This is a genomic window from Roseofilum sp., assembly GCF_982964205.1.
The window spans coordinates 73,907-94,556 of the sequence record NZ_CEZBFX010000002.1; the positions used below are offsets into that span (position 1 = coordinate 73,907).

Genomic DNA, 20,650 nt, shown 5'->3' on the forward strand with positions numbered 1-20,650 from the left:
GGAGAAGCGGGTCGGGGATTTGCGATTGTTGCCGATGAAGTCCGACAGTTGGCAGATCGGGCGGCGAAAGCATCGAAGGAAATTGAACAAATCGTGTTGCAAATTCAAAGTGAGACGGCTGGGGTAATGCAAGCGATGGAAGAAGGGACTCAACAGGTTATTCAGGGGACAAACTTGGCTAAGGAAGCAGCGAAATCCCTGGAGGATATTATTCAAACCAATAATCGGATTGATGTTTTGGTTAGATCGATCGCGGCTGATACAGTAGAACAAACGGAAACGTCAAGAGCGGTAGCTCAGGTTATGCAATCTGTGGAATTGACCGCCCAAGAAACCTCTCAAGAATGCGGACGGGTATCCCAAGCATTGGCGAGTCTGGTGAATGTGGCACGAGATTTGCTCACTGGTGTGGAACGATTCAAAGTCGATCCACACAAGAGTCGTTAGGACTAAGATTAAGGTTAAGGTGGAGTGAAACAGTGAAGCAGTTTAGGGCGATCGCTGTTAATGACCGGAATGTTGGGGGAGAGCAAAAATTATGGCTCAGGAACAGGAAAACTTAGACCGGATTATGGGGTATTTCCTAGAGGAAGCCAAAGACAATCTCACCATTATTGAGCAGGGATTGTTGAATTTAGGAACCACAGTCCAGGATTCAGAACTGATGGATGAGATTTATCGGGCGGCTCATTCCATTAAAGGTGGATCTGCCATGTTGGGAGCGAGCAGTATTAGAAAAACCTCCCATAAGTTAGAGGATTATTTCCAAATTCTCAAAGAACGCCCCCCTAAAATTAGCCCTAAATTAGAATCCTTACTGCTACAGGTCTTGGATGGATTGACTGTATTAGTAGAAAATTTAGAACAAAGTGAGTCAGAGGAGTTAACCACTCGCAAGAATGCAGAAGTTAAGCAATCTTTGACTCCCTGCTTTGAAACCTTGGATCGGATGATGCAGGTTGAGAAAAATGGAGCCGATCCTCAAGCAGAAGAATCTACAGCCGAGATCGCTCCCTTGCCTTCTAGACCAAATAGCGCTGTGGTTGAACGTCGCTCCTCCAATCTCCCCGATCCAGAAGAGAGTGCCAAACATTTGGTATTTCAGAGTGATGTGCCCACCCAATTACGGCAAATGCTACAAGGGTTTAAGCAACCCGATACAGCAGACAGTCGACAACAGTTAACCCAAATCTGTATCAGTTTAACGCAAGCTGGGGAAAACTTTAACCTTTCGACCTGGGTAGACTTAGTAAAATTAGCTCAAGGGGCGATCGCCAACCGAGATAATTTCTATGCAGATCTAGCTCCTGTGGCGATCAAGGAACTCAAAAGAGCCAGAGACTTGGTTTTGGCTGGAACTCCTGACCAAATTAAACCCAGTTCAACTCTGTTAAATCTTCAACCTCAGCAATCCCTGACCGCAGACCCAGTCGATCGAGAACTCGATACCTTGTTAAGAGTCGGAAGGACTCCCACAGAAGAATCGCCCAGGGAGGAGAATTCCATGAGCGATCGCTTTTACAATAGTCAACCTCCAGTCGATCCACCTACCCCTTACTCACAACGCATAGGGCCAGATGTTGGACTCAGTGAACTCAACACATTAGCCGATCTCTTTAAAGGAGAAACATCAGATATTGAATTAGCTTGGGAAACCGAAATTTCTTCGGCTCCCCCAGAAAACAACTGGGGCTTAGATTCCTCAGAAATGGATGAAATGGGTGACCTCTCAGACTTCTTAATCCATGAATATTTCAATGATGTTTCAGAAAATATCAATGATAATTGGGAGTTGAATCTATCTAAAAACGAAAAGAGTAACGTAGATTCAGAAGATCTAGAAGATGACTTAAAAGATTTATTAGAAATTGAACCCACTGTTATGTCAAATAATCCAAAGAAAAATCAAGCCGATGAATTGTCTGATTTGTTTTCCGAGCATCCAGATGCAACGTCTACTGATCTGGATGAATTGTTGCAAATCAATTTAGACTCATCAGAACAAAATCAGTCCTTAGAAAACTTGGATCTAGACATGCTGGACACCGAAGAGACTGATGATCTGGCTCTGGATTTAGATTTAGATTCCAATTGGTCTGAAGGTGAAGAATTAGAGGAATTTTCTGAAATGAATAGCCTTTTTGAGGACTTATCTCTGACAGAAGATTTAGACAGCAGCAGTGAAGAAGAAGATATATTTGGCTTAGATGAGAATGTTGAATCTCTAGTCTTGGATGAGTTGGATGGAAATCAATCTCTAGAAAACCTATCCCTCACGGAACAAGAAGATATATTTGGTTTAGAGGAGAGTGCTGAATCTTTAGTCTTGGATGAGTTGGATACCAATGAATCTTTAGAAGACTTGTCCCTGACAGAAGATTTAGACGAAAGCAGCAGTGCAGAAGAAGATATATTTGGTTTAGAGGAGAGCGGTGAATCTTTAGCGTTGGATGAGTTGGATGCCAATGAATCCTTAGAAAACTTTTCCCTTATGGAAGATTTAAACGAAAGCAGCAGTGAAGAAAAAGATATATTTGGTTTAGAGGAGAGTGCTGAATCTTTAGCGTTGGACGAGTTGGATACCAATGAATCCTTAGAAGACTTATCTATTACAGAAGAAGAGGATATATTTGACTTAGATGAAAGTGCTGAATCTTTAGTGTTGGATGAGTTGGATACCAATGAATCTCTAGAAGATTTATCTCTGACAGAAGATTTAGACGAAAGCAGTAGTGAAGAAGAAGATATATTTAGTTTAGATGAGGGTGGAGAATCTTTAGTGTTGGATGAGTTGGATACCAATGAATCTCTAGAAGACTTATCTCTGACAGAAGATTTAGATGAAAGCAGTAGTGAAGAAGAAGATATATTTGGTTTAGATGAGAATGTCGAATCTCTAGCTTTGGACGAGTTGGGTGCCAATGAATCCCTAGAAGACTTATCCCTGACAGAAGATTTAGACGAAAGCAGTAGTGAAGAAGAAGATATATTTGGTTTAGATGAGAATGTCGAATCTCTAGCTTTGGACGAGTTGGGTGCCAATGAATTCCTAGAAGACTTATCTCTTACAGAAGAAGAGAATATATTTGGTTTAGATGAGGGTGGAGAATCTTTAGTCTTGGATGAGCTGGAGAGCAATGAATCTCTAGAAGACTTATCTCTGACAGAAGATTTAGATGAAAGCAGTAGTGAAGAAGAAGATATATTTGGTTTAGAGGAGAGTGCTGAATCTTTAGCTTTGGATGAGTTGGAGGGCAATGAATCTCTAGAAGATTTATCCCTTACAGAAGAAGAGGATATATTTGGTTTAGAGGAGAGTTCTGAATCTCTAGCTTTGGACGAGTTGGATGCAAATGAATCCTTAGAAGACTTATCCCTTACGGAAGATTCAGACAGCAGCGAATTGCTAGAGTTGGAGGTTCTAGAGGAAAACGAATCCTTAGAAGACTTCTCGCCTACGGAAGAGTTGGATGAATTAGATGTATTGGATACAGATCAATCCAATGAGTTGGTTTTAGAAGAATCAGAAGAATTAGATACATTTGAGTCTTCTTCTGAAATGATTCCAGAACCTGAAAATCAAGAAACAGAAGATGTTTCAACCCCACAAGATAGTGATGACTTTGATTTAATGATGGGTACTGAAACATCTAGTATTGAAGAGGATTTATCTAGTTCAGACACCAGTGTGGATGATTTCTTTAATGTATCGGATTCTAATTTATCAGCACCGTCATATTCCCTGTCAATAGATTCCGATGACTTTTTTACACCAGAGCCAATAGCTTTAGATTCTCCCTCAAAATCTAGTATTTTTGATGATGTCGATGGCAGAGTTCGAGAAGAAGAGGATTCTAGGAGTTCCTCGGAACTGGCTTCAAAGACGAGTCAATCAGAATCTCAAGAGGAATCTGATAATCAAAGTTTACTAGAAGAAGAAGAGAATCATGAATTAACTGAGGAATTGGTTAATGAAAATTTAGAGTCCATAGATTTGGAATCTACAACCACAGAACAAATGGATCTGGATTTAGGCGAGGATTTAGATTTAGATGGGTTGAGTCTGGAGACTCAAGAGTCAGAGGCTATTAGTGAAGAAATGGATCTGGATTTGGGTGAGGATTTAGATTTAGATGGGTTGAGTCTGGAGCCTCAGGAATCGGATTTAATCAGTGACGGGATGGATCTAGACTTGGGTGACTCTTCAGATTTGGATGGGTTGAGTTTAGAGGCTCAAGAATCGGATTCAATCAGTGATGGGATGGATCTGGATTTAGGTGAGGATTTAGATTTAGATGGGTTGAGTCTGGAGACTCAAGAGTCAGAGGCTATTAGTGAAGAAATGGATCTAGATTTGGGCGACTCTTCAGATTTGGATGGGTTGAGTTTAGAGGCTCAAGAATCGGATTCAATCAGTGACGGGATGGATCTGGATTTAGGTGAGGATTTAGATTTAGATGGGTTGAGTCTGGAGACTCAAGAGTCAGAGGCTATTAGTGAAGAAATGGATCTAGATTTGGGCGACTCTTCAGATTTGGATGGGTTGAGTTTAGAGGCTCAAGAATCGGATTCAATCAGTGATGGGATGGATCTGGATTTAGGCGAGGATTTAGATTTAGATGGGTTGAGTCTGGAGACTCAGGAATCGGATTCAATCAGTGACGGGATGGATCTGGATTTAGGTGAGGATTTAGATTTAGATGGGTTGAGTCTAGAGGCTCAGGAATCGGATTCAATCAGTGAAGAAATGGATCTAGATTTAGGCGATTATTCAGATTTAGATGGGTTGAGTTTAGAGACTCAAGAATCGGATTCAATCAGTGACGGGATGGATCTGGATTTGGGTTTAATGATTGATAGTGATGAAGACCTGAGTCAAAATACATTGATTCAAGAAATTGATGATGTTGGATTGGGAGAACCATTAAATCCAGAACCATCAGACTTCACAGAAGATGCTGGCTTAGATCTGGATGAACCGGTGGTGGAAGAACCCTCTGAAGGTCTGGATAGTTTAGATTTTTCCTTAGAGATAGAAGAAAATGCACCGGATGACTTGTCTACTCTGTTTTCAGATGAACCAGAGATGTTGGGAGATGAGGAAAGTCTTGACGATCTTAATGAACTAACGTTATTTGAGGAAGATTTAGGCTCGACAGATGAGACATTAGAGAGTTTGGATTTTGGTGATGATGTAAATCCTGTAGATTCATCTTCTCGACAGTGGCAAGAGTTAGAGGCTTTTTTGGGTAAAGAACAGAAGCCGCGTGAAAACATGGAAATCTTTACCCAATTAGAGACATTTTTAGATGAACCAGTGATTTTACCAAGTCCATCTCTACGACAAGAGGTCAGTCATACACCTGCGGAAACTCTGGAAACAACTGAAGGGGACTTTGATGATCTAGAAGATTTGTTAGCGGATGCAGATCAGGCATTAGGGGGTCCACCAACGGCTAATGCGACGACGGCGCGATCGCCGAAAGCAGCCAAACGAGTTGAGCAGAATATGCGGGTTCCCATCAAACAACTCGATAATCTCAGTAACTTAGTTGGGGAATTGGTCGTTAACCGTAATAGTCTAGAACAGAACCAAGAACGACTGCGCCAATGTCTAGATAACTTACTGTATTTGGTACAGCAACTGAGCGATGTGGGGGGTAAAATGCGAGATCTCTACGAGCGAAGTCTTCTAGAATCCGCCTTACTCAGTTCTCGCCATGGCCATCGTTCTGCTTTCTCCCCTGGCAATGGCTCAGGAGATTCCAATCAAAACGATGGTTGGGATCATATTGAAATGGATCGCTTTACTCCCTTCCATACCCTTTCCCAAGAAACCATTGAGCTGATTGTCCGAGTACGGGAATCTTCCTCCGACATCGAGTTTATCGTTGAAGAAAACGATCAAGTCACTCGTCAATTCCGCCAGGTCACCACCCAATTACAAGAAGGGTTAACGCGCACGCGAATGGTTCCCTTTGCACAAACGGCGGACCGTCTACCCGGAGCAGTACGCCGCATTGCTACAGGTTTGAATAAGCAGGCAGAAATTCATATTGAAGGAAAAGATACGTTAATCGACAAAATGATTCAGGAGCAGTTATTCGATCCGATGACTCACCTGATCAATAATGCCATGACCCATGGGATTGAAACCCCCGAGAAGCGTAAGAAATTAGGTAAACCAGGGGTGGGCAAAATTACCGTTAGAGCCTTTCACCAAGGGAACCAAACGGTGATTTCAGTTTCTGATGATGGCGCAGGGATTAATACGGAGCGGGTGAAGTCCAAAGCCCTGGAAAAAGGTTTGATTACACCCAAAGAAGCAGAATCGATGTCCCGCCTGGATATCTATGATTTGCTCTTCCATCCTGGGTTCAGTACAAAGGATAAGGCAGATAATTTTGCCGGTCGAGGCGTGGGGATGGATGTGGTGCGAGTGGCACTGCGAGAAATTCGCGGGGTGATCACAACAGATTCAACAGAAGGACAAGGGACAACCTTTACCATTCGTCTGCCGTTAACCTTGAGTATTTCTAAAGCACTCTGTTGTATTAGTAACCATGCAAGGGTTGCCTTCCCGATGGATGGGGTGGAAGATATGTTAGATGTGCCGAAGGATCGGGTTTACGCCAATAAGGACGGTGTCCATTGCATTAAATGGCGGGATACTGAACTACCGTTCCGACCCCTAGCAGAATTGTTGCAGTATAACCGGACAATTGGCCGAGGACGGGTGTTTGGAGGTTCGGCGGACGATGACATTATCTCGATTGTGATTTTGCGCAGTGCAGGTCAGTATTTGGCGCTTCAAGTGGATCAGGTTTTAGGAGAGCAGGAAATTGTAATCAAGCAGTTAGAGGGGCCCATTCCTAAACCGGTGGGTGTCGCGGGAGCGACGGTACTGGGGGATGGTCGGATTATGCCGATCGCCGATGTGCTGGAGTTAATCGATCTATCCATGGGTCGTTCTCGACGAGATTCTCGCATGTGGGAAGAAGTGGTTCCCCCAGAACCCGAACCCATTGACAAGTCTGAGCCGACGGTGTTAATTGTCGATGATTCAATTACGGTACGCGAGCTGTTATCCATGACATTTGTGAAGTCTGGATATCGGGTGGAACAGGCTCGGAATGGTTTAGATGCTTGGGAGAAATTACGAGCAGGTCTACCTTGTGACATGATTTTCTGTGATATTGAGATGCCGAAACTGAATGGTTTAGAGTTGTTGGAGCGTCTCCAGGGTGATGAGGTTCTGAGGGAAATTCCCATGGCAATGCTCACCTCACGGGGTGCATCTAAGTATCAACAACATGCCGCTTCCTTGGGAGCGAAGGGCTATTTCACGAAGCCTTACTTAGAGGAAGCCCTATTAGAAGCAGCTCAACGGATGCTCAAGGGTGACAACCTCTTAGCGGAAATCTCAGAAGAACAGTCTCAGGAGACGATGGCCGGAACTTAGCCTAAAAGTTAACCATAGTGCAATCTGATGGGATTCAATCTGAGATCTAAATGGGATAAGATAGGGTTGATACACAGACGGTGCAATGGGAGGCTCGACTATGGCAATGATCACCATCTCCAAGCAGGCAATTTCTAAGATGACTTCAGAAGATGTTACCCTGCTTGCGAACCGTTTGGAGAAAGATGAGTATAGTAATGCCTTTGAGGGGTTAAGGGACTGGCATCTATTGCGGGCGATCGCCTTCCAGCGTCCAGAAATGGTAGATATCGTTCAACCCTATCTCTATTTGTTAGATATGGAACCCTATGATGAAGCTTAGACTGCCATAGGATTCCCAGATTGCGAAGGATGTTGTGTATCATCAGATAGCCCATCCTTCTTTTTATTCATTAAGACTATTTTAAAGTATTATTGAAATATTATTAAAATTTGTCCCAATCATCAGCCGGATTGGATCATCATTAACCCCGATCCGGAGGATTCCTCGCTTTTTTTGTTGAACTATTCGCTCTATGACATCTGTAATTTTGCTGTGGTCTCTGGTTTTTATTGTTAGTTTAGCCGCGTTAATTAAATCCTCTGACTTTTTCACCGACTCAGCCGAAGTTTTAGGCTTATTTTTTCGATTGCCTTCCTTTATTGTAGGAGTATTATTATTATCCGTTGGCACCTCTCTACCCGAACTCCTCTCTTCTCTCGTTGCCGTTTTCGATAACTCCTCAGAAATTGTCTTCGGTAATGTCTTAGGATCAAATATTGCCAATATTTTTCTCATTGTTGGCGTAGCTGCCGTTTTTAGTAAAGGCTTAATCCTAGAATACGACTTAACCAAAGTTGACTTACCTCTACTGTTAGGCTCTGCCCTACTGCTCATCCTCGCTGTAATTAATGAGCAATTTTCCCATGGTGAAGCCATTTTTTGCATCCTCGGATATATCGTTTACCTCTTCTACACCCTCAGCCATCGTACGGAAGAAGATACGGACAACCCTAATCCTCAAACCTTTCCTATTAAAGAAGCTCTGGTTTTAGTCACCAGTTGTTTTGGGTTATATTTTGGTGCAGTTTTCACCATTGAATCCGTCACCCAAATCTCAGAAGCTTTAAACATAGGCAAACATATTATCGCCGTCAGTGCCGTAGCCTTAGGAACTTCGTTACCTGAATTAATCGTCAGTTTAAATGCTGCCCGTAAAGGCAATGCAGAAATGGCATTAGGAAATGTAGTTGGCTCTAATATTTTTAATTCGTTGGTGGTGATGGGTATTCCAGGATTAATTGCGGAATTGGAAATTAACCACGATTTACTGATTATTGGATTACCTTTTTTTGCTGCCGGAACGCTTTTATTTTATACGGTTACCCAAGATAAACATATTACCCAATGGGAAGGATTATTATTTTTTGTCTTTTATGGGTTATTTATCGCTAAGTTCTTTGATTTGGTTTGAGCTGTTGGAGCGCTTTCCTCTGCTTGCAAGGTTTGCGCAATACGGTTAGCGATAAATTGGGAAAAGATCTGATTGCCGAGAAGATTATAATGGCAGCAATCATCGCTATATACGGGTTGAGATTCAGCATCAAAAACCGTTGCTGCATTAAAAAAATTCACCTGATTGTTTTGTAATTGGGTAAGAGCTGCCATTAATACGGGGTAACCTTGTTGCACTCCTTGGGCATAAATTTGTTCGGGATTAATTGCTTGTTGTTGTTCTTGAGGCGTAAACTGGCGTTGAGTGGGATAATATTGATTCGGTTGTAAGAAATGGAAGTATAGTCCATTTTGACTGGCTAGGGTTTGATGCATTAAAATCGAGCTATTGAGCCAGGTTTGGGCAATTTTAGGATAGAGTGTTTCAGCCGTAGTATCTGGATCGGGAGGATTGAGATAAAATAGGCTAAAGGCATTAGAGGTGGGAGCTAAGACAACGGTTTCTGATGTCTTCTGTTCCTGTTTGCTTAAAAACTGTTGATAGTCTCGACGTAGCAGTTGATAATGGAATTGTTGGCTAATATAATAGAGGGCAAACCAACAGGACTGTTGTCGATTTTGGATTTTGCGAAGGGTAGCGTTATATTCACGGGTTTTAATTGCTATTTCTAGATCTTTAGCAGAGAATTGATGGTTTCCCAGATTAACTAATGCTTTCATCAAGGAACCATTGGGTAAGGATAAATGAACATTTTCGGGATAATTAAGGCTCGATAAAGCGACTTCATTAAATCCATCAATATTAATCACCATATCGAAGCGTTGCCTCAGGGATAAGAAATAGTTAAAAACTAAGAGTTGCTGGGGTTGTTTATAGCCTCCTTGGGCAAAATTTAGGACAATGATTTCTTTATCGGCAAATTGAGGGAGTTGCTGGAGAGTATTGGTGATAATTTGATACTGTGCTTCCGTGTTGGCGATCGCCAGCGCCACCGATCCGCCAAAAATGCCAATGATGTACTGGCGATCGTTCTCTTTCACCACAGGATAATCCCTTAGCGAACCAAATTGATAATTATTAATGGTCGGCTCTTCTGGCTTAAAATCAGTATAGCCAAAATAAGGATGTAGTCTCAAGAGTAAACTTTCATCTAAATCTACTCCAGTATTCTCCGTTTCATGAACTGCCCCATAGGTTTGTTTTGATGCTGGGGAGCGAGTATAAAATAGTTGCTGCATTTTCAGTCCATAAAACCCTAAGGAGAACAGTTCTAAGGACAGCAAAACACTGCCCATATTAATTAAGATGACTTTAATCCATTTTGGCTCAAACTTAAGCATGATTACTGAAGATTCGGTGGACTGAAGGTAAGCGCAATTTGACTGGCGACAAAATTGGCAAAAATATTTCTTCCGGTTTGATTATAATGGCAACAGGTATCAATATAAACCGTATTTGGCTCTCGATCAAAAGCCGTAATTCCACTAAAAAAATAAATCCCATTATCTAATAACTCTTGACTGGCTTGGAGGAGATAGGGATAACCCAATTGTACGCCATCAAGATAAGGATTACGGGTATTATTCTCTGGTGAAAATTGCTGTTGTTCTTCAGCACTAAACTGGCGCTCTGTGGGATAATATTGATTGGGCTGTAGAATATGAAAATAAGGAATATTTCGGGCTTGAAGAACGGAAGACATAGCTAAAGAAGACTGTATCCAAATCTGGGCCATGCTTTCGTAATCGCTTTCTGTGCCTTGGCTTTCCCAGGGTTGGAGATAAATTAACGATTCATCTGGAGTGGCAGATTTTTTACGTTTATCGTCAAAGTCTTCTAGGCGATCGTAATAGTTCTGGATTAAAACAGTTGAGCGTATCTGTTCCCAGAAGTAGCATAACGCTAACACACACTCTTGTTGCCCTTGCAAGCTATTTTTGAGTTTTTCCTTAATTCCAATCACCTCTAGCATGATTTTCATTTGTTCTGTAGAGAGGTTATTATTGGCTAACTGGACTAGGGGCATGACTTGCAGAGCGCTCGGCATGGAGGGTGCAATTTCTTTCTCGATATTATTGTTGGCGATCGCAACTTCATTAAACCCATCAATGTTGATGGCTAAATCCAGCTCTTGCCCTTGGGACAAAAAATAATTCAGCGCCAGGAGTTGTTGCGGTTGCTTGTATCCCCCTTGGGAAAAATTTAAGAGGACAATTTCCTTATTAGCAAATTCGGGTAAATTGTTCAGGGTTCGGGCAAGGGTAGGATTTTCAATTTCATTCATGTAATAGAATGTGGCAACAGAGCCGCCAAAAATGCCCACCAGCACCTGATTAGGATTTTGCCGAATGTAGGGATAATTCAGTTGAGAAACTAAACCATAATTGTTGGCATTAAAAACGGACTGAAATTCAAATCCTCCAAAGCCTGTACCCGGTTTAGCAATATAGCCCAAAAAGGGATGTAAAATTTCGGTGATATTCTCTTCTAAGCGAATCCCCTGTTGATCGAGGTTGATAGGATTGTCTTCTGAGTTGTCTGAATTATCCGGCGATCGCCCATAATAGAGTTGCTGATGTTGAGCTGCATAAAAGCCTAAACACACTCCCTCTAGCAAGAGGAACATCAAAACCAGATTGATGCCTAGAATTTTAATTACGTTGCCCAGAGGAGGCAATTTTTTCAGTCCCTTCATCGATCAACTATCATGAACCTTGTTTGAGAGATAGCTTCCCTGGGGTCGCCACGACAATATTTTATCTTTCAACGTTATAGTATAGTGGAGTGCCCCAATATTTGGATCGAAGTCAATCCTCATCAGACATAATGTCGGGGTATTTCCATAACCGATTTTCTACTGCGAAGCGCTCTCCCCTCGATAAATCGCATCAGCAACTCGACACACCTCTACCATCTGCGGTAGATCGTGAACTCTCACCATATCTGCACCTCCAGAAATGGCTGCACAACAAGCGGCGGCTGTACCCCAAACCCGTTTTTTCGGGTCAGGTTCGTTTAAAATATGACCGATAAAACTCTTGCGAGATGCACCAATTAACACCGGATAACCCAGTTCTCGCAGTCCGGGAATCTGGCGCAAAATCTGTACATTTTGGTCGTAGGTTTTGGCGAAGCCAATCCCCGGATCGATGATTATTTCCTTAATTCCTGCCTTTAGAGCCTTCTGAATTTTCTCCCCTAAAACTCCAACAATTTCGCCCATTAAATCTTCATAGTTGGTCAACTGTTGCATCGTTTCTGGAGTCCCCCGCATATGCATTAAGATGATCGGGACTCTCAGGTGAGCGACTGTCGCCAACATTTGGCTATCGAAATCTCCGCCTGAAATATCATTCACCCAGTCTGCACCTGCCTCTACCGCAGCCTGAGCGACTTCGGAGCGCGTCGTATCAATAGAAACGGGAATAGTGCCATAGGGTTCCGGTAAATTTCGCAAGCCTTCAATGACTGGGATCGCCCGATTCAACTCCTCATCGAGGGAAATTTGAGGACTACCAGGGCGGGTGGATTGTCCACCAATATCGACCACATCTACTCCACGATCGACTAAATATTGGCTGTGGGCGATCGCCGTTTCTAAACGATTAAACTGCCCTCCATCACTAAAACTATCTGGCGTAACATTCAACACTCCCATAATATAGGTTTTCATCCCCCAATCAAAGGAGCGTCCACGCACTATCCAAGCCATAATCTTTTTGTCCTGAGCCAACCTAACGTTTTATAGCATTTTTTATAAAGCGACGCTTAACAAGGGGCTAAGTGCCCCTTGCCTCCCAAGGCATGATTAATGGCAGGCTTAAAGGGAAATGGTATTAGGGGCTTGGCCAACCAACCCCTACGCCATCAGCAATTCACCCCTGGAATTACTGGTAATTGACAATCCGGGCAAACCCTTTTGCATCCAGACTTGCGCCGCCAACAAGGACACCATCAATTTCCGTTTGGGCCATGATCTCATCAATATTTTCTGGTTTAACGGAACCTCCATATTGAATCGGCACATCCTGATTCGAGAGCTGAGAACGAATCAAACCAATCACCCGGTTGGCTTCCTGAGAATCACAAGTTTTTCCGGTTCCAATTGCCCAAATCGGCTCATAGGCAATCACCAATTGACTTTGATCGATCCCGATTAAATCGAGATCCAATTGGGAACTAATATGAGATTCTGTTTCCCCATTCGCTCGTTGTGTTTCCGTTTCTCCCACACAGAGAATGGGGATTAGCCCGTGTTTCTGAGCCGCCTTTAGACGTGCATTAACCGTTTGATCCGTTTCGCCAAAATACTCCCGGCGTTCGCTGTGACCAATGACCACATACTGTATTCCGATCTCCGTCAGCATGGGTCCCGAAATTTCACCGGTATAAGCACCCTGGTCTTCCCAGTGAATATTTTGAGCGCCAAGATCGACACGAGTGTCCCTTAATTTTTCGGCTAGAATCCCTAGATCTGTAAAGGGAACGCACAAAACGACGGTTCGTTGTGCGGGGGTTTGTTCCAATTGAGAGAGAAATGTTTGCACAAACTCTAGGCTCTCGGCCTGGGTTTTGTGCATTTTCCAGTTACCTGCTAAAACTATCTTTCGCACTGATGAAGTAATCCTCAGACTAAGCAATATTCATAAGCTCAAAGGAGCATCGTATCTTGTTTTGGGTGCTTCCGGCAATCGTTATGTCAAATCCCAAAAATCACGCTACACATCAATCCCCGTGTCCCCGTGTCTCCGAGTCCCGGTGTCAATCACCTGTTGCCAACATCTAAAGAGTTGATATTACCTGGGGCGATCGCCAATTTTGTATAGAATTGTAAAGGAATTGGATCGTTGGAGAATCACAACCCTTATGGCAAACGTTGAAATTTACACCTGGCGCACCTGCCCTTTTTGTCTGCGAGCCAAAGCCCTGTTAGACCGTAAAGGTGTTGAGTATACTGAACATCGTATCGATGGAGACGAAGATGCACGGGATGAAATGGTAAAGCGCACAGGCGGACCGCGATCTGTCCCTCAAATCTTTGTTGACGACAAGTATGTGGGCGACTGTAGCGGTATTTACGACCTTGATGTCCAAGGAAAACTTGACCCCATTTTAGCTCTGTAGCAGAGTCTGTAGGGGCGAAAAAATTTTCACCCCTACAGACTCTGCGGCATCTTCCAGAGTCGCCAAGCGGCAAGTGTAGGGTATTTTTTTTGAGACATTAAACATGATATTTTGACTTATTAATAAATACAAATTTGTAGGCTGGGCTTCATTCGTCAGTTTGAAAAGTGTATTCAGCAATCGATCCACTGGCATCAGTCACAGTAATTGGCCGGTTGAGCTGTTTGTATAGAGTTTCAATAGAAACTACTCCATTGTTATGAATTTTTGTAAAGAATTTCGGATGAAGGAGGAGCGATCGCCTTCTGTTTCGTTCTAGAGTTTCCTAGAGGCGATCGCTTTACCTTGAGTTATCCTCGTTTGCGAGTAGCCATCTTCCCGAGTCGGACTAAACCCAGTACCGCCATACAGAGATTTACGCTGTGATGGAGAACTCAAGGGGTGACCAGGAGGATCTATTTATTTTAGCGATCGCGATCGTGAAAAATAGTTTTTCTATTACCCATTACCACGCGAAGCTCTGTAACCGGTCCAACCCATCAACGGTTCTTCTCCTAAATTCCAGAATCTAGCACGTTCTGTTCCTAGCTTGAGAGTCAGTTCCTGAGTTTGATTAATAGAACCGATCGCCTCACAAGATAATTCCCGCTCGTGAAAAGCTTTCTGAATGAAAGGCACATATTGCGATCGCGCACTCAATAAAAACCCGTAACTGGGAAAACTCTGTAACCAAGCTATGCGATCGCAGTTTATGGGTTGGACAATTGCGTCTAAGTCAATCACTGCACCACATCCAGAGGTTTCCAATAACATCAGCGCTGTTCCCAATACACCCCCCATACTAATATCTTTGCCAGCATCGCACCAGCCAGAATGGGCAATTTGCGGGAGAATAGCCAGATCGTCGCGAAGGCGTTGGCGATCGCTTTTTGTGGCAGCATTCCAGAAGGGATAATCTTGATAAAATTCGCCTCGTAAGTCAATTGCCATCAACAAGATATCTCCTTCTTGGGCATTAAAACTCGTTATTAGATGTTGAGCTTGTCCTAAAATAGCCACAGAGAGCGCGCTATAGGGACTATTTCCATTCGTATGCCCTCCCACGATAGGCACATGATACGCCTCTGCTGCGGCTTGCATCCCTTCCCAAAGTTGACGACTCTCGCTGGTTGAAGGCAACCACAACGTATCGACAACAGCAAGGGGTTCGCCTCCCATGGCATAGATATCGCTCACATTCACCATCACAGCACACCAGCCGGCAAACCAAGGCTCTTGTGTGACTAAAGAAGGGAGCATTCCCTCAGTAGCCAATAACAGATAGCGATCGCCTTGCCAAATCGCCGCACAGTCATCTCCGAGTAAAATAGATTCCGGATCTTTATCCGGATTTCCACCAAGATATCGGGCAGCAAGCTGAATATCCTGCTTCTGTCGAATACCCAAAGAACAACGCAACTGTGCGACGAGGTCTGACAATGCCACCATAACTTAAGCAACCTCTAACCACTGAGGGATTCCCTGGGGGCGCAGTTCGCCATTGGGAGGATAATAAGCAAGATTCGCTTGCATCAGATGGTGAGGGCGATCGCAAATCCTTAACTCTTGCAATGAATCCCAATGCAGTCGTTGAAAGAAGCGCACATTTTGTAATTGTACAGTTGCCAAAAACTTCGAGCAGCCCCAAGTCTGAGCCGTTTGCACAGCCTTTTCGATTAAACCTTTGCCAATGCGCCAACCGCGCCGGTGCTGCCGATGTACACCCAAGCGTCCGCCATACCAAACACCCGGCTGAGACTCATAAATCCGTACAACTCCCACCACTCGTTCCCAAGCCGCAATATCCGGTTGATAGATACTCTGGGGAGCGGTGAGAGCAACAATTGGATAAGCGATATCATCAATATCATCGCGATCGCTCCAGCGAAATAAATCCTGTTCCTGGCAAAAAATCTCATAGCGCAGCCCATAGTATTCTCTCACCTCTGTTGCGGTTTGTGCTAATTCAAATCGATAGGAATGTCGCATAATTTTATGATTCTCATAATATTTTTTCTTGGGATTAAGATAGCAAACACTTGCCTCTTGAATTTGACTATTTCGATACTAATTTCATTTTTTTCTAGTTGTTCTCCTTAAATTCTGTCCCCTCTTCCTTGCTCCCCACACTGACGCACTTCATATCACTTACCCAGATCGACTCTTTATATTCTTTTTATAAAGCGACTCCGATCTCGAACAACGATGGTGGTAAGCTATCCTTGACAAGACCTAACCAATGGAATCAAACACTATGTCAGATGATGTAGCAGCAATAGTCATTGACAATGGCTCAGGAATGGTCAAAGCTGGCTTTGCTGGAGACAATGCCCCAAGAGCCATCTTTCCCAGTATTGTGGGGAGACCTCGCCATCAAGGAGTGAACATAGGAACGGGGCAACCAGACTCTTATATTGGGGACGAAGCCCAGAGCAAACGAGGAATTCTGACCCTCAAAAATCCCATCGAACATAGAATTGTTACCAACTGGGATGATATGGAGAAGATATGGCATCATACCTTCTATAACGAACTGAAAATCGATCCCTCCAAACACCCGGTTTTACTCACTGAAGCCCCATTAAATCCCAAGGCAAACCGCGAGAAAATGACGCAAATTATGTTCGAGACATTTAAAGTCCCGGCCATGTATGTTGCCATTCAAGCCGTTCTCTCACTCTACGCCAGCGGGCGCACCACTGGAATTGTTTTAGACTCTGGCGATGGAGTCAGTCATACGGTTCCAATTTATGAAGGATATGCCCTCCCTCATGCCATTATTCGCCTCGATTTAGCCGGCCGAGATTTAACCGACTATCTAGTGAAAATCTTGGCCGAGCGGGGATATAGTTTAAACACGACCGCAGAACGGGAAATTGTCCGCGATATTAAAGAAAAATTATGCTATGTTGCTCTCGATTTCGAGCAGGAGATGCAAACAGCAGCCAGTAGTCGTTCTTTAGAAAAATCTTATGAGCTACCGGATGGCCAAGTCATCACCCTGGGCAACGAGCGATTCCGGTGTCCGGAAACCTTGTTCCAACCTGCCTTTATTGGCATGGAATCGGCGGGAATTCACGAAACCACATACAATTCGATTATGAAATGCGATGTGGATATTCGTAAAGATCTGTATGCCAACACGGTTCTGAGTGGAGGAACAACGATGTTCCCAGGAATTGCCGATCGGATGCAGAAAGAAATTTCGGCTCTGGCTCCTCCCACCATGAAAATCAAGATTATTGCACCTCCGGAACGCAAATATAGTGTGTGGATTGGTGGCTCTATTCTGGCTTCTTTGTCTACCTTCCAACAGATGTGGATTAGCCGGCAAGAATACGAGGAAAGCGGCCCATCGATTATCCATCGTAAGTGTTTCTAAAGCTGGCGGCATTGTTCACCTCTTTATCGTTCCTATCATTTCAACCAGGAGGTCTATTCCTATGACAGATAAACCCGATATCTCGGAAGTAGCTAAGTTTGATAAATCGAAATTGAAGAACACTGAAACTCAAGAAAAAAATACGCTTCCGACTAAAGAACAGATCGAGCAAGAAAAAGCTGAAGCTAACCCGGAATAGGGGATCTTTAGTCTTCTAAGAAACCTCAGTTTTGGATAAGTCAGGTATTTAGACGCAAAGAGGTAGGGGCATTTCAAGCGATCGGCAAGTTACGATGATTCCAAGATGGAGATCGCCCTTCCTCTCTTGCTCCTTTGCCCGTGTTGTTTATCCAAAACTGATTTTAGAAAACAGCTCGGTGACTGAGGAGAAAGACCGACACGCGATCGCGCAACATTAGGATTCAAAGGTCGATAGCGCCGAACATGCACCGCATTTGGCGCAACCGGCTTGCATGTTTTGAGATGACATTCCCGCTTTTCGTAACAAATCCCCGATCGCTTGGTACAAACGGTACATAAATTCGCTATCCGATGCGGGAGTATGCTCCAAAGGCGTTCCCGTAATCGGGACAAAAGGGACGACAAAGGGATAAACGCCGGTTTGAATCAGGAGATCGCTCACTGCTATCAATGCCTCTAAACTGTCGCCTAAACCAGCCAGCAAATAGGTACTCACCTGCCCCCAACCAAACACCTCGACTGCTGCGGCAAACGCCTCAAAGTAGTATTCTAAGGAAACTTCTGCCTTACCCGGCATGATTTTGGCGCGCACTTCTGGGGTGACGGCTTCCAGATGCATCCCCAAATTTTCAATCCCCGCATCCCGCATTCGCTGGAACCAGATAAAATCTGCGGGAGGTTCGCATTGAGCTTGAATGGGAATCTTCACCCGTTGTTTAATCGCCCGCGCGCACTCTGCCAAATAAGCCGCCCCGCGATCGCTCGTATTCGGCGTTCCCGTCGTCATGACTATCTGCTTGACTCCATCCAAACGCACGGCTGCTTCTGCCACCTCTGCTAATTGGGCGGGCGTTTTGCGAGCGATGGTTTGCCCCGCTGCTAACGACTGCCCGATCGCACAAAATTGACAGGCGCTCTCGCGATCGCCATAACGCATACAGGTTTGCAAAACTGTTGTCGCCAAAACATCATGACTGTGCAGCAATGCAATCTGTTTGTAGGGAATCCCTTCCGCCGTTTTCAGGTCATAAAACCGAGGCTGTCGGGGAAACGAAATCGAAGCAACGGTTTCCCCGCAATGGGCTAGGGTACTCTCGATCTCCTCCGTATGAGATGAGGCCAGGCTGTAAGGAGAATCAGCGGCCGTCCCCGTATAGACTGGAACCATCACCGTCGTCCCATTAACGGCGATCGCCTTATGATCCGAGGGTCCAGCACCGCCTTGACGACCCGATGCTCCTCCATTTTGCCCGGTCAGTTGCAATCCTTGCGATTGCAATTCGACAATTAACCGTTGTTTATTCATAATTTCATATCTAAAGATTCCGGGACAGATTCCGCGCCCCCACCATTCGACGAACCAGCGATCGACTCAAACGATAGAGGGTTGCGATCGCGTATGATTTCACGCATCATGGCTTTCGGTTGGCGATCGATCTGCAACTGCAACAACTCCGGGCGAGCATAATGTCCGACAGAATCCATCATGCGCTTGCGCTTCGTCAACAGCGAAAAATCTAAATCGGCAATCACCAACCCTTCGCCTTCCGTTAAAGGCGTAGCTAAATGATTCCCTTCCGGCCCGATAATAGCGGTATTGCATCCCCCTTGCAACACCTTTTGCAAGCGCTCATCTGTCGTAATTTGTTGCACTTGTTCCGGAGATAACCAACTGGTAGCATTAACCACAAAACAACCCGACTCGAGAGCATGATGGCGAATGGTCACCTCAATTTGCTCTGTGAAGATATCGCCAACGAGAGAACCGGGAAATTGAGAACAATGAATCTGCTCGTGCTGCGCCATCAATGCATAGCGGGCGAGAGGATTGTAATGTTCCCAACAGGCGAGTGCGCCCACTTTACCAATGGCTGTATCGACCACTTGTAAGCCCGATCCATCTCCTTGACCCCAAACCATGCGTTCGTGATAAGTGGGGGTAATTTTCCGCCGTTTTAGAGCTAAAGTGCCATCGGCATCAAAGATCAGTTGCGTGTTATAGAGCGACCCCGCATCTCGTTCGTTAATCCCTAAAATCACCACCATGCCATACTGACTGGCAGCTTGAGCCACAGCCTCTACCGCCGGCCCCGGAACGGTTACGGCCTCCTCATAAAGGCGCATATGTTCCTTTCCCATCAGAACCGGAGGTTGAATGAAGGAAAAATAGGGATAGTAGGGAACGAAAGTCTCTGGAAAAACGATTAAGCGCGCATCCTGTTGGGCGGCTTGTGCGATCGCCTCAAGGACTTTGTTTAATGTTCCTTCCCGACTGAATAAAACGGGAGAAATTTGAGCGGCAGCCGCACGAATTGTGCCAGTATAGTCGAGCATCATAGAGCGCTTTAGATGAGGGAATAGGGAACAAGGAATGGGAAATGGATTACATGGTCCAAGAATCCAAGATCAAGGCCCCTGCTTGGCGATGAACTAAAACAATATCGAGGACATCGAGAGGGTTAATGGGAATAATTCCAGGGATTAAAGAGGGTTCACCGTGACCGTAAAGGGCTTGTAGAGCAAAGCGACAAGCGTAAACTTTACCGCCTTCTTCCATGATTTTGACCAACTGATTATTGATGGCCATATGTCCGGGAAAAGCTTCATCGCCAAGTTTGGGAAAACCACGTTGAATGCCTAGGGTAACGCCCGGGCCATAAAGAAGAATTGAGGTTTCAAATCCTTTGCGAATCAGGCGCGTCGCTTGCAAGAGATTTACTAGACCAATGGAACCTTCAAAGGCAACCGTGTGGAAGGTAACCAGGGCTTTTTCACCAGGTTCGGCTTTAACATCTGGAAAAACTTTCTCTTCGTAATTAACAAAAAAGTCACCGGCTTGGTGTTTGGGGGTAGTTACTTCTGGCACGATAATTCCTCAATTTTTTTGTAGATTCAGCATGATTTGGCATAACGTGATGCCTTGCTCTCGAAGGTAGATTAATGCCCTCCACAATTTGATTTTTGTATGTCTAGCTACATAAAATCCAAGTCTAGTGAGATGGATAG

Annotated in this window: 17 protein-coding genes; 7 read left to right on the plus strand and 10 right to left on the minus strand. The window is 44.3% G+C overall.

Going from position 1 to position 20,650, the window contains the following annotated elements:
* From AC3A14_RS00980 to AC3A14_RS00995, 4 genes are all read left to right on the plus strand, one after another.
* A partial coding sequence (locus AC3A14_RS00980; RefSeq protein WP_487778892.1) for a methyl-accepting chemotaxis protein occupies positions 1 to 447 on the plus strand: 447 nt, incomplete at its 5' end.
* 91 nt (positions 448 to 538) lie between these two features.
* Positions 539 to 7,462, plus strand: coding sequence for a response regulator (locus AC3A14_RS00985; protein WP_487778893.1), 6,924 nt, complete (start codon positions 539 to 541; stop codon positions 7,460 to 7,462).
* A gap of 100 nt (positions 7,463 to 7,562) precedes the next feature.
* Positions 7,563 to 7,784 carry a protein IsiD gene (gene isiD, locus AC3A14_RS00990; RefSeq protein WP_318701238.1) on the plus strand — a complete coding sequence of 74 codons (222 nt, stop codon included), beginning with the start codon at positions 7,563 to 7,565 and terminating at the stop codon, positions 7,782 to 7,784.
* A 193-nt stretch (positions 7,785 to 7,977) separates the two neighbouring features.
* Complete coding sequence (locus AC3A14_RS00995) at positions 7,978 to 8,916, plus strand: calcium/sodium antiporter (RefSeq protein ID WP_318731928.1); 939 nt, start codon at positions 7,978 to 7,980, stop codon at positions 8,914 to 8,916.
* Here AC3A14_RS00995 and AC3A14_RS01000 read toward each other — a convergent pair.
* From AC3A14_RS01000 to tpiA, 4 genes are all read right to left on the minus strand, one after another.
* The gene (locus AC3A14_RS01000; protein WP_318731929.1) at positions 8,877 to 10,238 is read right to left on the minus strand and encodes a hypothetical protein; all 1,362 of its coding nucleotides are present in this window, start codon (positions 10,236 to 10,238) and stop codon (positions 8,877 to 8,879) included. The genes AC3A14_RS00995 and AC3A14_RS01000 overlap by 40 nt on opposite strands.
* Positions 10,239 to 10,240: 2 nt before the next feature.
* Positions 10,241 to 11,593 (minus strand): hypothetical protein, encoded by a 1,353-nt coding sequence (locus tag AC3A14_RS01005; RefSeq protein ID WP_318731930.1) that lies wholly within the window; start codon positions 11,591 to 11,593, stop codon positions 10,241 to 10,243.
* A gap of 159 nt (positions 11,594 to 11,752) precedes the next feature.
* Entirely contained in the window at positions 11,753 to 12,610 is an 858-nt protein-coding gene (gene folP, locus AC3A14_RS01010) for a dihydropteroate synthase (protein WP_318731931.1), read from the minus strand.
* Positions 12,611 to 12,785: 175 nt separating this feature from the next.
* The gene (gene tpiA, locus AC3A14_RS01015) at positions 12,786 to 13,511 is read right to left on the minus strand and encodes a triose-phosphate isomerase (protein WP_318731932.1); all 726 of its coding nucleotides are present in this window, start codon (positions 13,509 to 13,511) and stop codon (positions 12,786 to 12,788) included.
* 253 nt (positions 13,512 to 13,764) lie between these two features.
* Between tpiA and grxC the strand changes: the two genes are divergently transcribed.
* Positions 13,765 to 14,022 carry a glutaredoxin 3 gene (grxC, locus tag AC3A14_RS01020; RefSeq protein ID WP_318731933.1) on the plus strand — a complete coding sequence of 86 codons (258 nt, stop codon included), beginning with the start codon at positions 13,765 to 13,767 and terminating at the stop codon, positions 14,020 to 14,022.
* Between the two features lie 315 nt (positions 14,023 to 14,337).
* On the opposite strand, the gene AC3A14_RS01025 is transcribed toward grxC, so the two are convergent.
* Genes AC3A14_RS01025 through AC3A14_RS01035 form a run of 3 tightly spaced genes read right to left on the minus strand, consistent with a single transcriptional unit; the run spans position 14,338 to position 16,050 of the window.
* Positions 14,338 to 14,460 (minus strand): hypothetical protein, encoded by a 123-nt coding sequence (locus AC3A14_RS01025; RefSeq protein ID WP_318722885.1) that lies wholly within the window; start codon positions 14,458 to 14,460, stop codon positions 14,338 to 14,340.
* A gap of 60 nt (positions 14,461 to 14,520) precedes the next feature.
* Positions 14,521 to 15,510, minus strand: a complete 990-nt coding sequence (locus AC3A14_RS01030; RefSeq protein WP_318731934.1) for a sll0787 family AIR synthase-like protein — start codon at positions 15,508 to 15,510, stop codon at positions 14,521 to 14,523.
* Positions 15,511 to 15,513: 3 nt separating this feature from the next.
* Positions 15,514 to 16,050, minus strand: a complete 537-nt coding sequence (locus tag AC3A14_RS01035) for an MSMEG_0567/Sll0786 family nitrogen starvation N-acetyltransferase (RefSeq protein ID WP_318702073.1) — start codon at positions 16,048 to 16,050, stop codon at positions 15,514 to 15,516.
* Positions 16,051 to 16,315: 265 nt separating this feature from the next.
* On the opposite strand from AC3A14_RS01035, the gene AC3A14_RS01040 reads away from it, so the two are divergent.
* Positions 16,316 to 17,443: an actin gene (locus AC3A14_RS01040; RefSeq protein WP_318702074.1), complete on the plus strand. Its 1,128-nt coding sequence runs from the start codon at positions 16,316 to 16,318 to the stop codon at positions 17,441 to 17,443.
* Between the two features lie 61 nt (positions 17,444 to 17,504).
* Entirely contained in the window at positions 17,505 to 17,642 is a 138-nt protein-coding gene (locus AC3A14_RS01045) for a thymosin beta (RefSeq protein ID WP_318702075.1), read from the plus strand.
* Positions 17,643 to 17,858: 216 nt separating this feature from the next.
* Here the strand turns inward: AC3A14_RS01045 and AC3A14_RS01050 are convergent, their stop codons facing one another.
* From AC3A14_RS01050 to AC3A14_RS01060, 3 genes are read right to left on the minus strand one after another with little or no spacing between them, the layout of a single operon-like run.
* Positions 17,859 to 18,950, minus strand: a complete 1,092-nt coding sequence (locus tag AC3A14_RS01050) for an MSMEG_0568 family radical SAM protein (protein ID WP_318731936.1) — start codon at positions 18,948 to 18,950, stop codon at positions 17,859 to 17,861.
* Positions 18,947 to 19,978 carry a Nit6803 family nitrilase gene (locus AC3A14_RS01055; RefSeq protein WP_413039086.1) on the minus strand — a complete coding sequence of 344 codons (1,032 nt, stop codon included), beginning with the start codon at positions 19,976 to 19,978 and terminating at the stop codon, positions 18,947 to 18,949. The genes AC3A14_RS01050 and AC3A14_RS01055 overlap by 4 nt, the downstream gene beginning before the upstream one ends.
* 49 nt (positions 19,979 to 20,027) lie before the next feature.
* Complete coding sequence (locus AC3A14_RS01060) at positions 20,028 to 20,510, minus strand: MSMEG_0572/Sll0783 family nitrogen starvation response protein (protein WP_318731938.1); 483 nt, start codon at positions 20,508 to 20,510, stop codon at positions 20,028 to 20,030.
* Positions 20,511 to 20,650 lie beyond the last annotated feature (140 nt).

What these genes read in the sequence shown, in the direction of transcription:
- AC3A14_RS00985 (WP_487778893.1), top strand. Translation starts at nt 539, where the DNA reads ATGGCTCAGGAACAGGAAAACTTAGACCGGATTATGGGGTATTTCCTA.
- isiD (WP_318701238.1), top strand. Translation starts at nt 7,563, where the DNA reads ATGGCAATGATCACCATCTCCAAGCAGGCAATTTCTAAGATGACTTCA.
- AC3A14_RS00995 (WP_318731928.1), top strand. Translation starts at nt 7,978, where the DNA reads ATGACATCTGTAATTTTGCTGTGGTCTCTGGTTTTTATTGTTAGTTTA.
- AC3A14_RS01000 (WP_318731929.1), bottom strand. Translation starts at nt 10,238, where the DNA reads ATGCTTAAGTTTGAGCCAAAATGGATTAAAGTCATCTTAATTAATATG.
- AC3A14_RS01005 (WP_318731930.1), bottom strand. Translation starts at nt 11,593, where the DNA reads ATGAAGGGACTGAAAAAATTGCCTCCTCTGGGCAACGTAATTAAAATT.
- folP (WP_318731931.1), bottom strand. Translation starts at nt 12,610, where the DNA reads ATGGCTTGGATAGTGCGTGGACGCTCCTTTGATTGGGGGATGAAAACC.
- grxC (WP_318731933.1), top strand. Translation starts at nt 13,765, where the DNA reads ATGGCAAACGTTGAAATTTACACCTGGCGCACCTGCCCTTTTTGTCTG.
- AC3A14_RS01030 (WP_318731934.1), bottom strand. Translation starts at nt 15,510, where the DNA reads ATGGTGGCATTGTCAGACCTCGTCGCACAGTTGCGTTGTTCTTTGGGT.
- AC3A14_RS01035 (WP_318702073.1), bottom strand. Translation starts at nt 16,050, where the DNA reads ATGCGACATTCCTATCGATTTGAATTAGCACAAACCGCAACAGAGGTG.
- AC3A14_RS01040 (WP_318702074.1), top strand. Translation starts at nt 16,316, where the DNA reads ATGTCAGATGATGTAGCAGCAATAGTCATTGACAATGGCTCAGGAATG.
- AC3A14_RS01045 (WP_318702075.1), top strand. Translation starts at nt 17,505, where the DNA reads ATGACAGATAAACCCGATATCTCGGAAGTAGCTAAGTTTGATAAATCG.
- AC3A14_RS01050 (WP_318731936.1), bottom strand. Translation starts at nt 18,950, where the DNA reads ATGAATAAACAACGGTTAATTGTCGAATTGCAATCGCAAGGATTGCAA.
- AC3A14_RS01055 (WP_413039086.1), bottom strand. Translation starts at nt 19,978, where the DNA reads ATGCTCGACTATACTGGCACAATTCGTGCGGCTGCCGCTCAAATTTCT.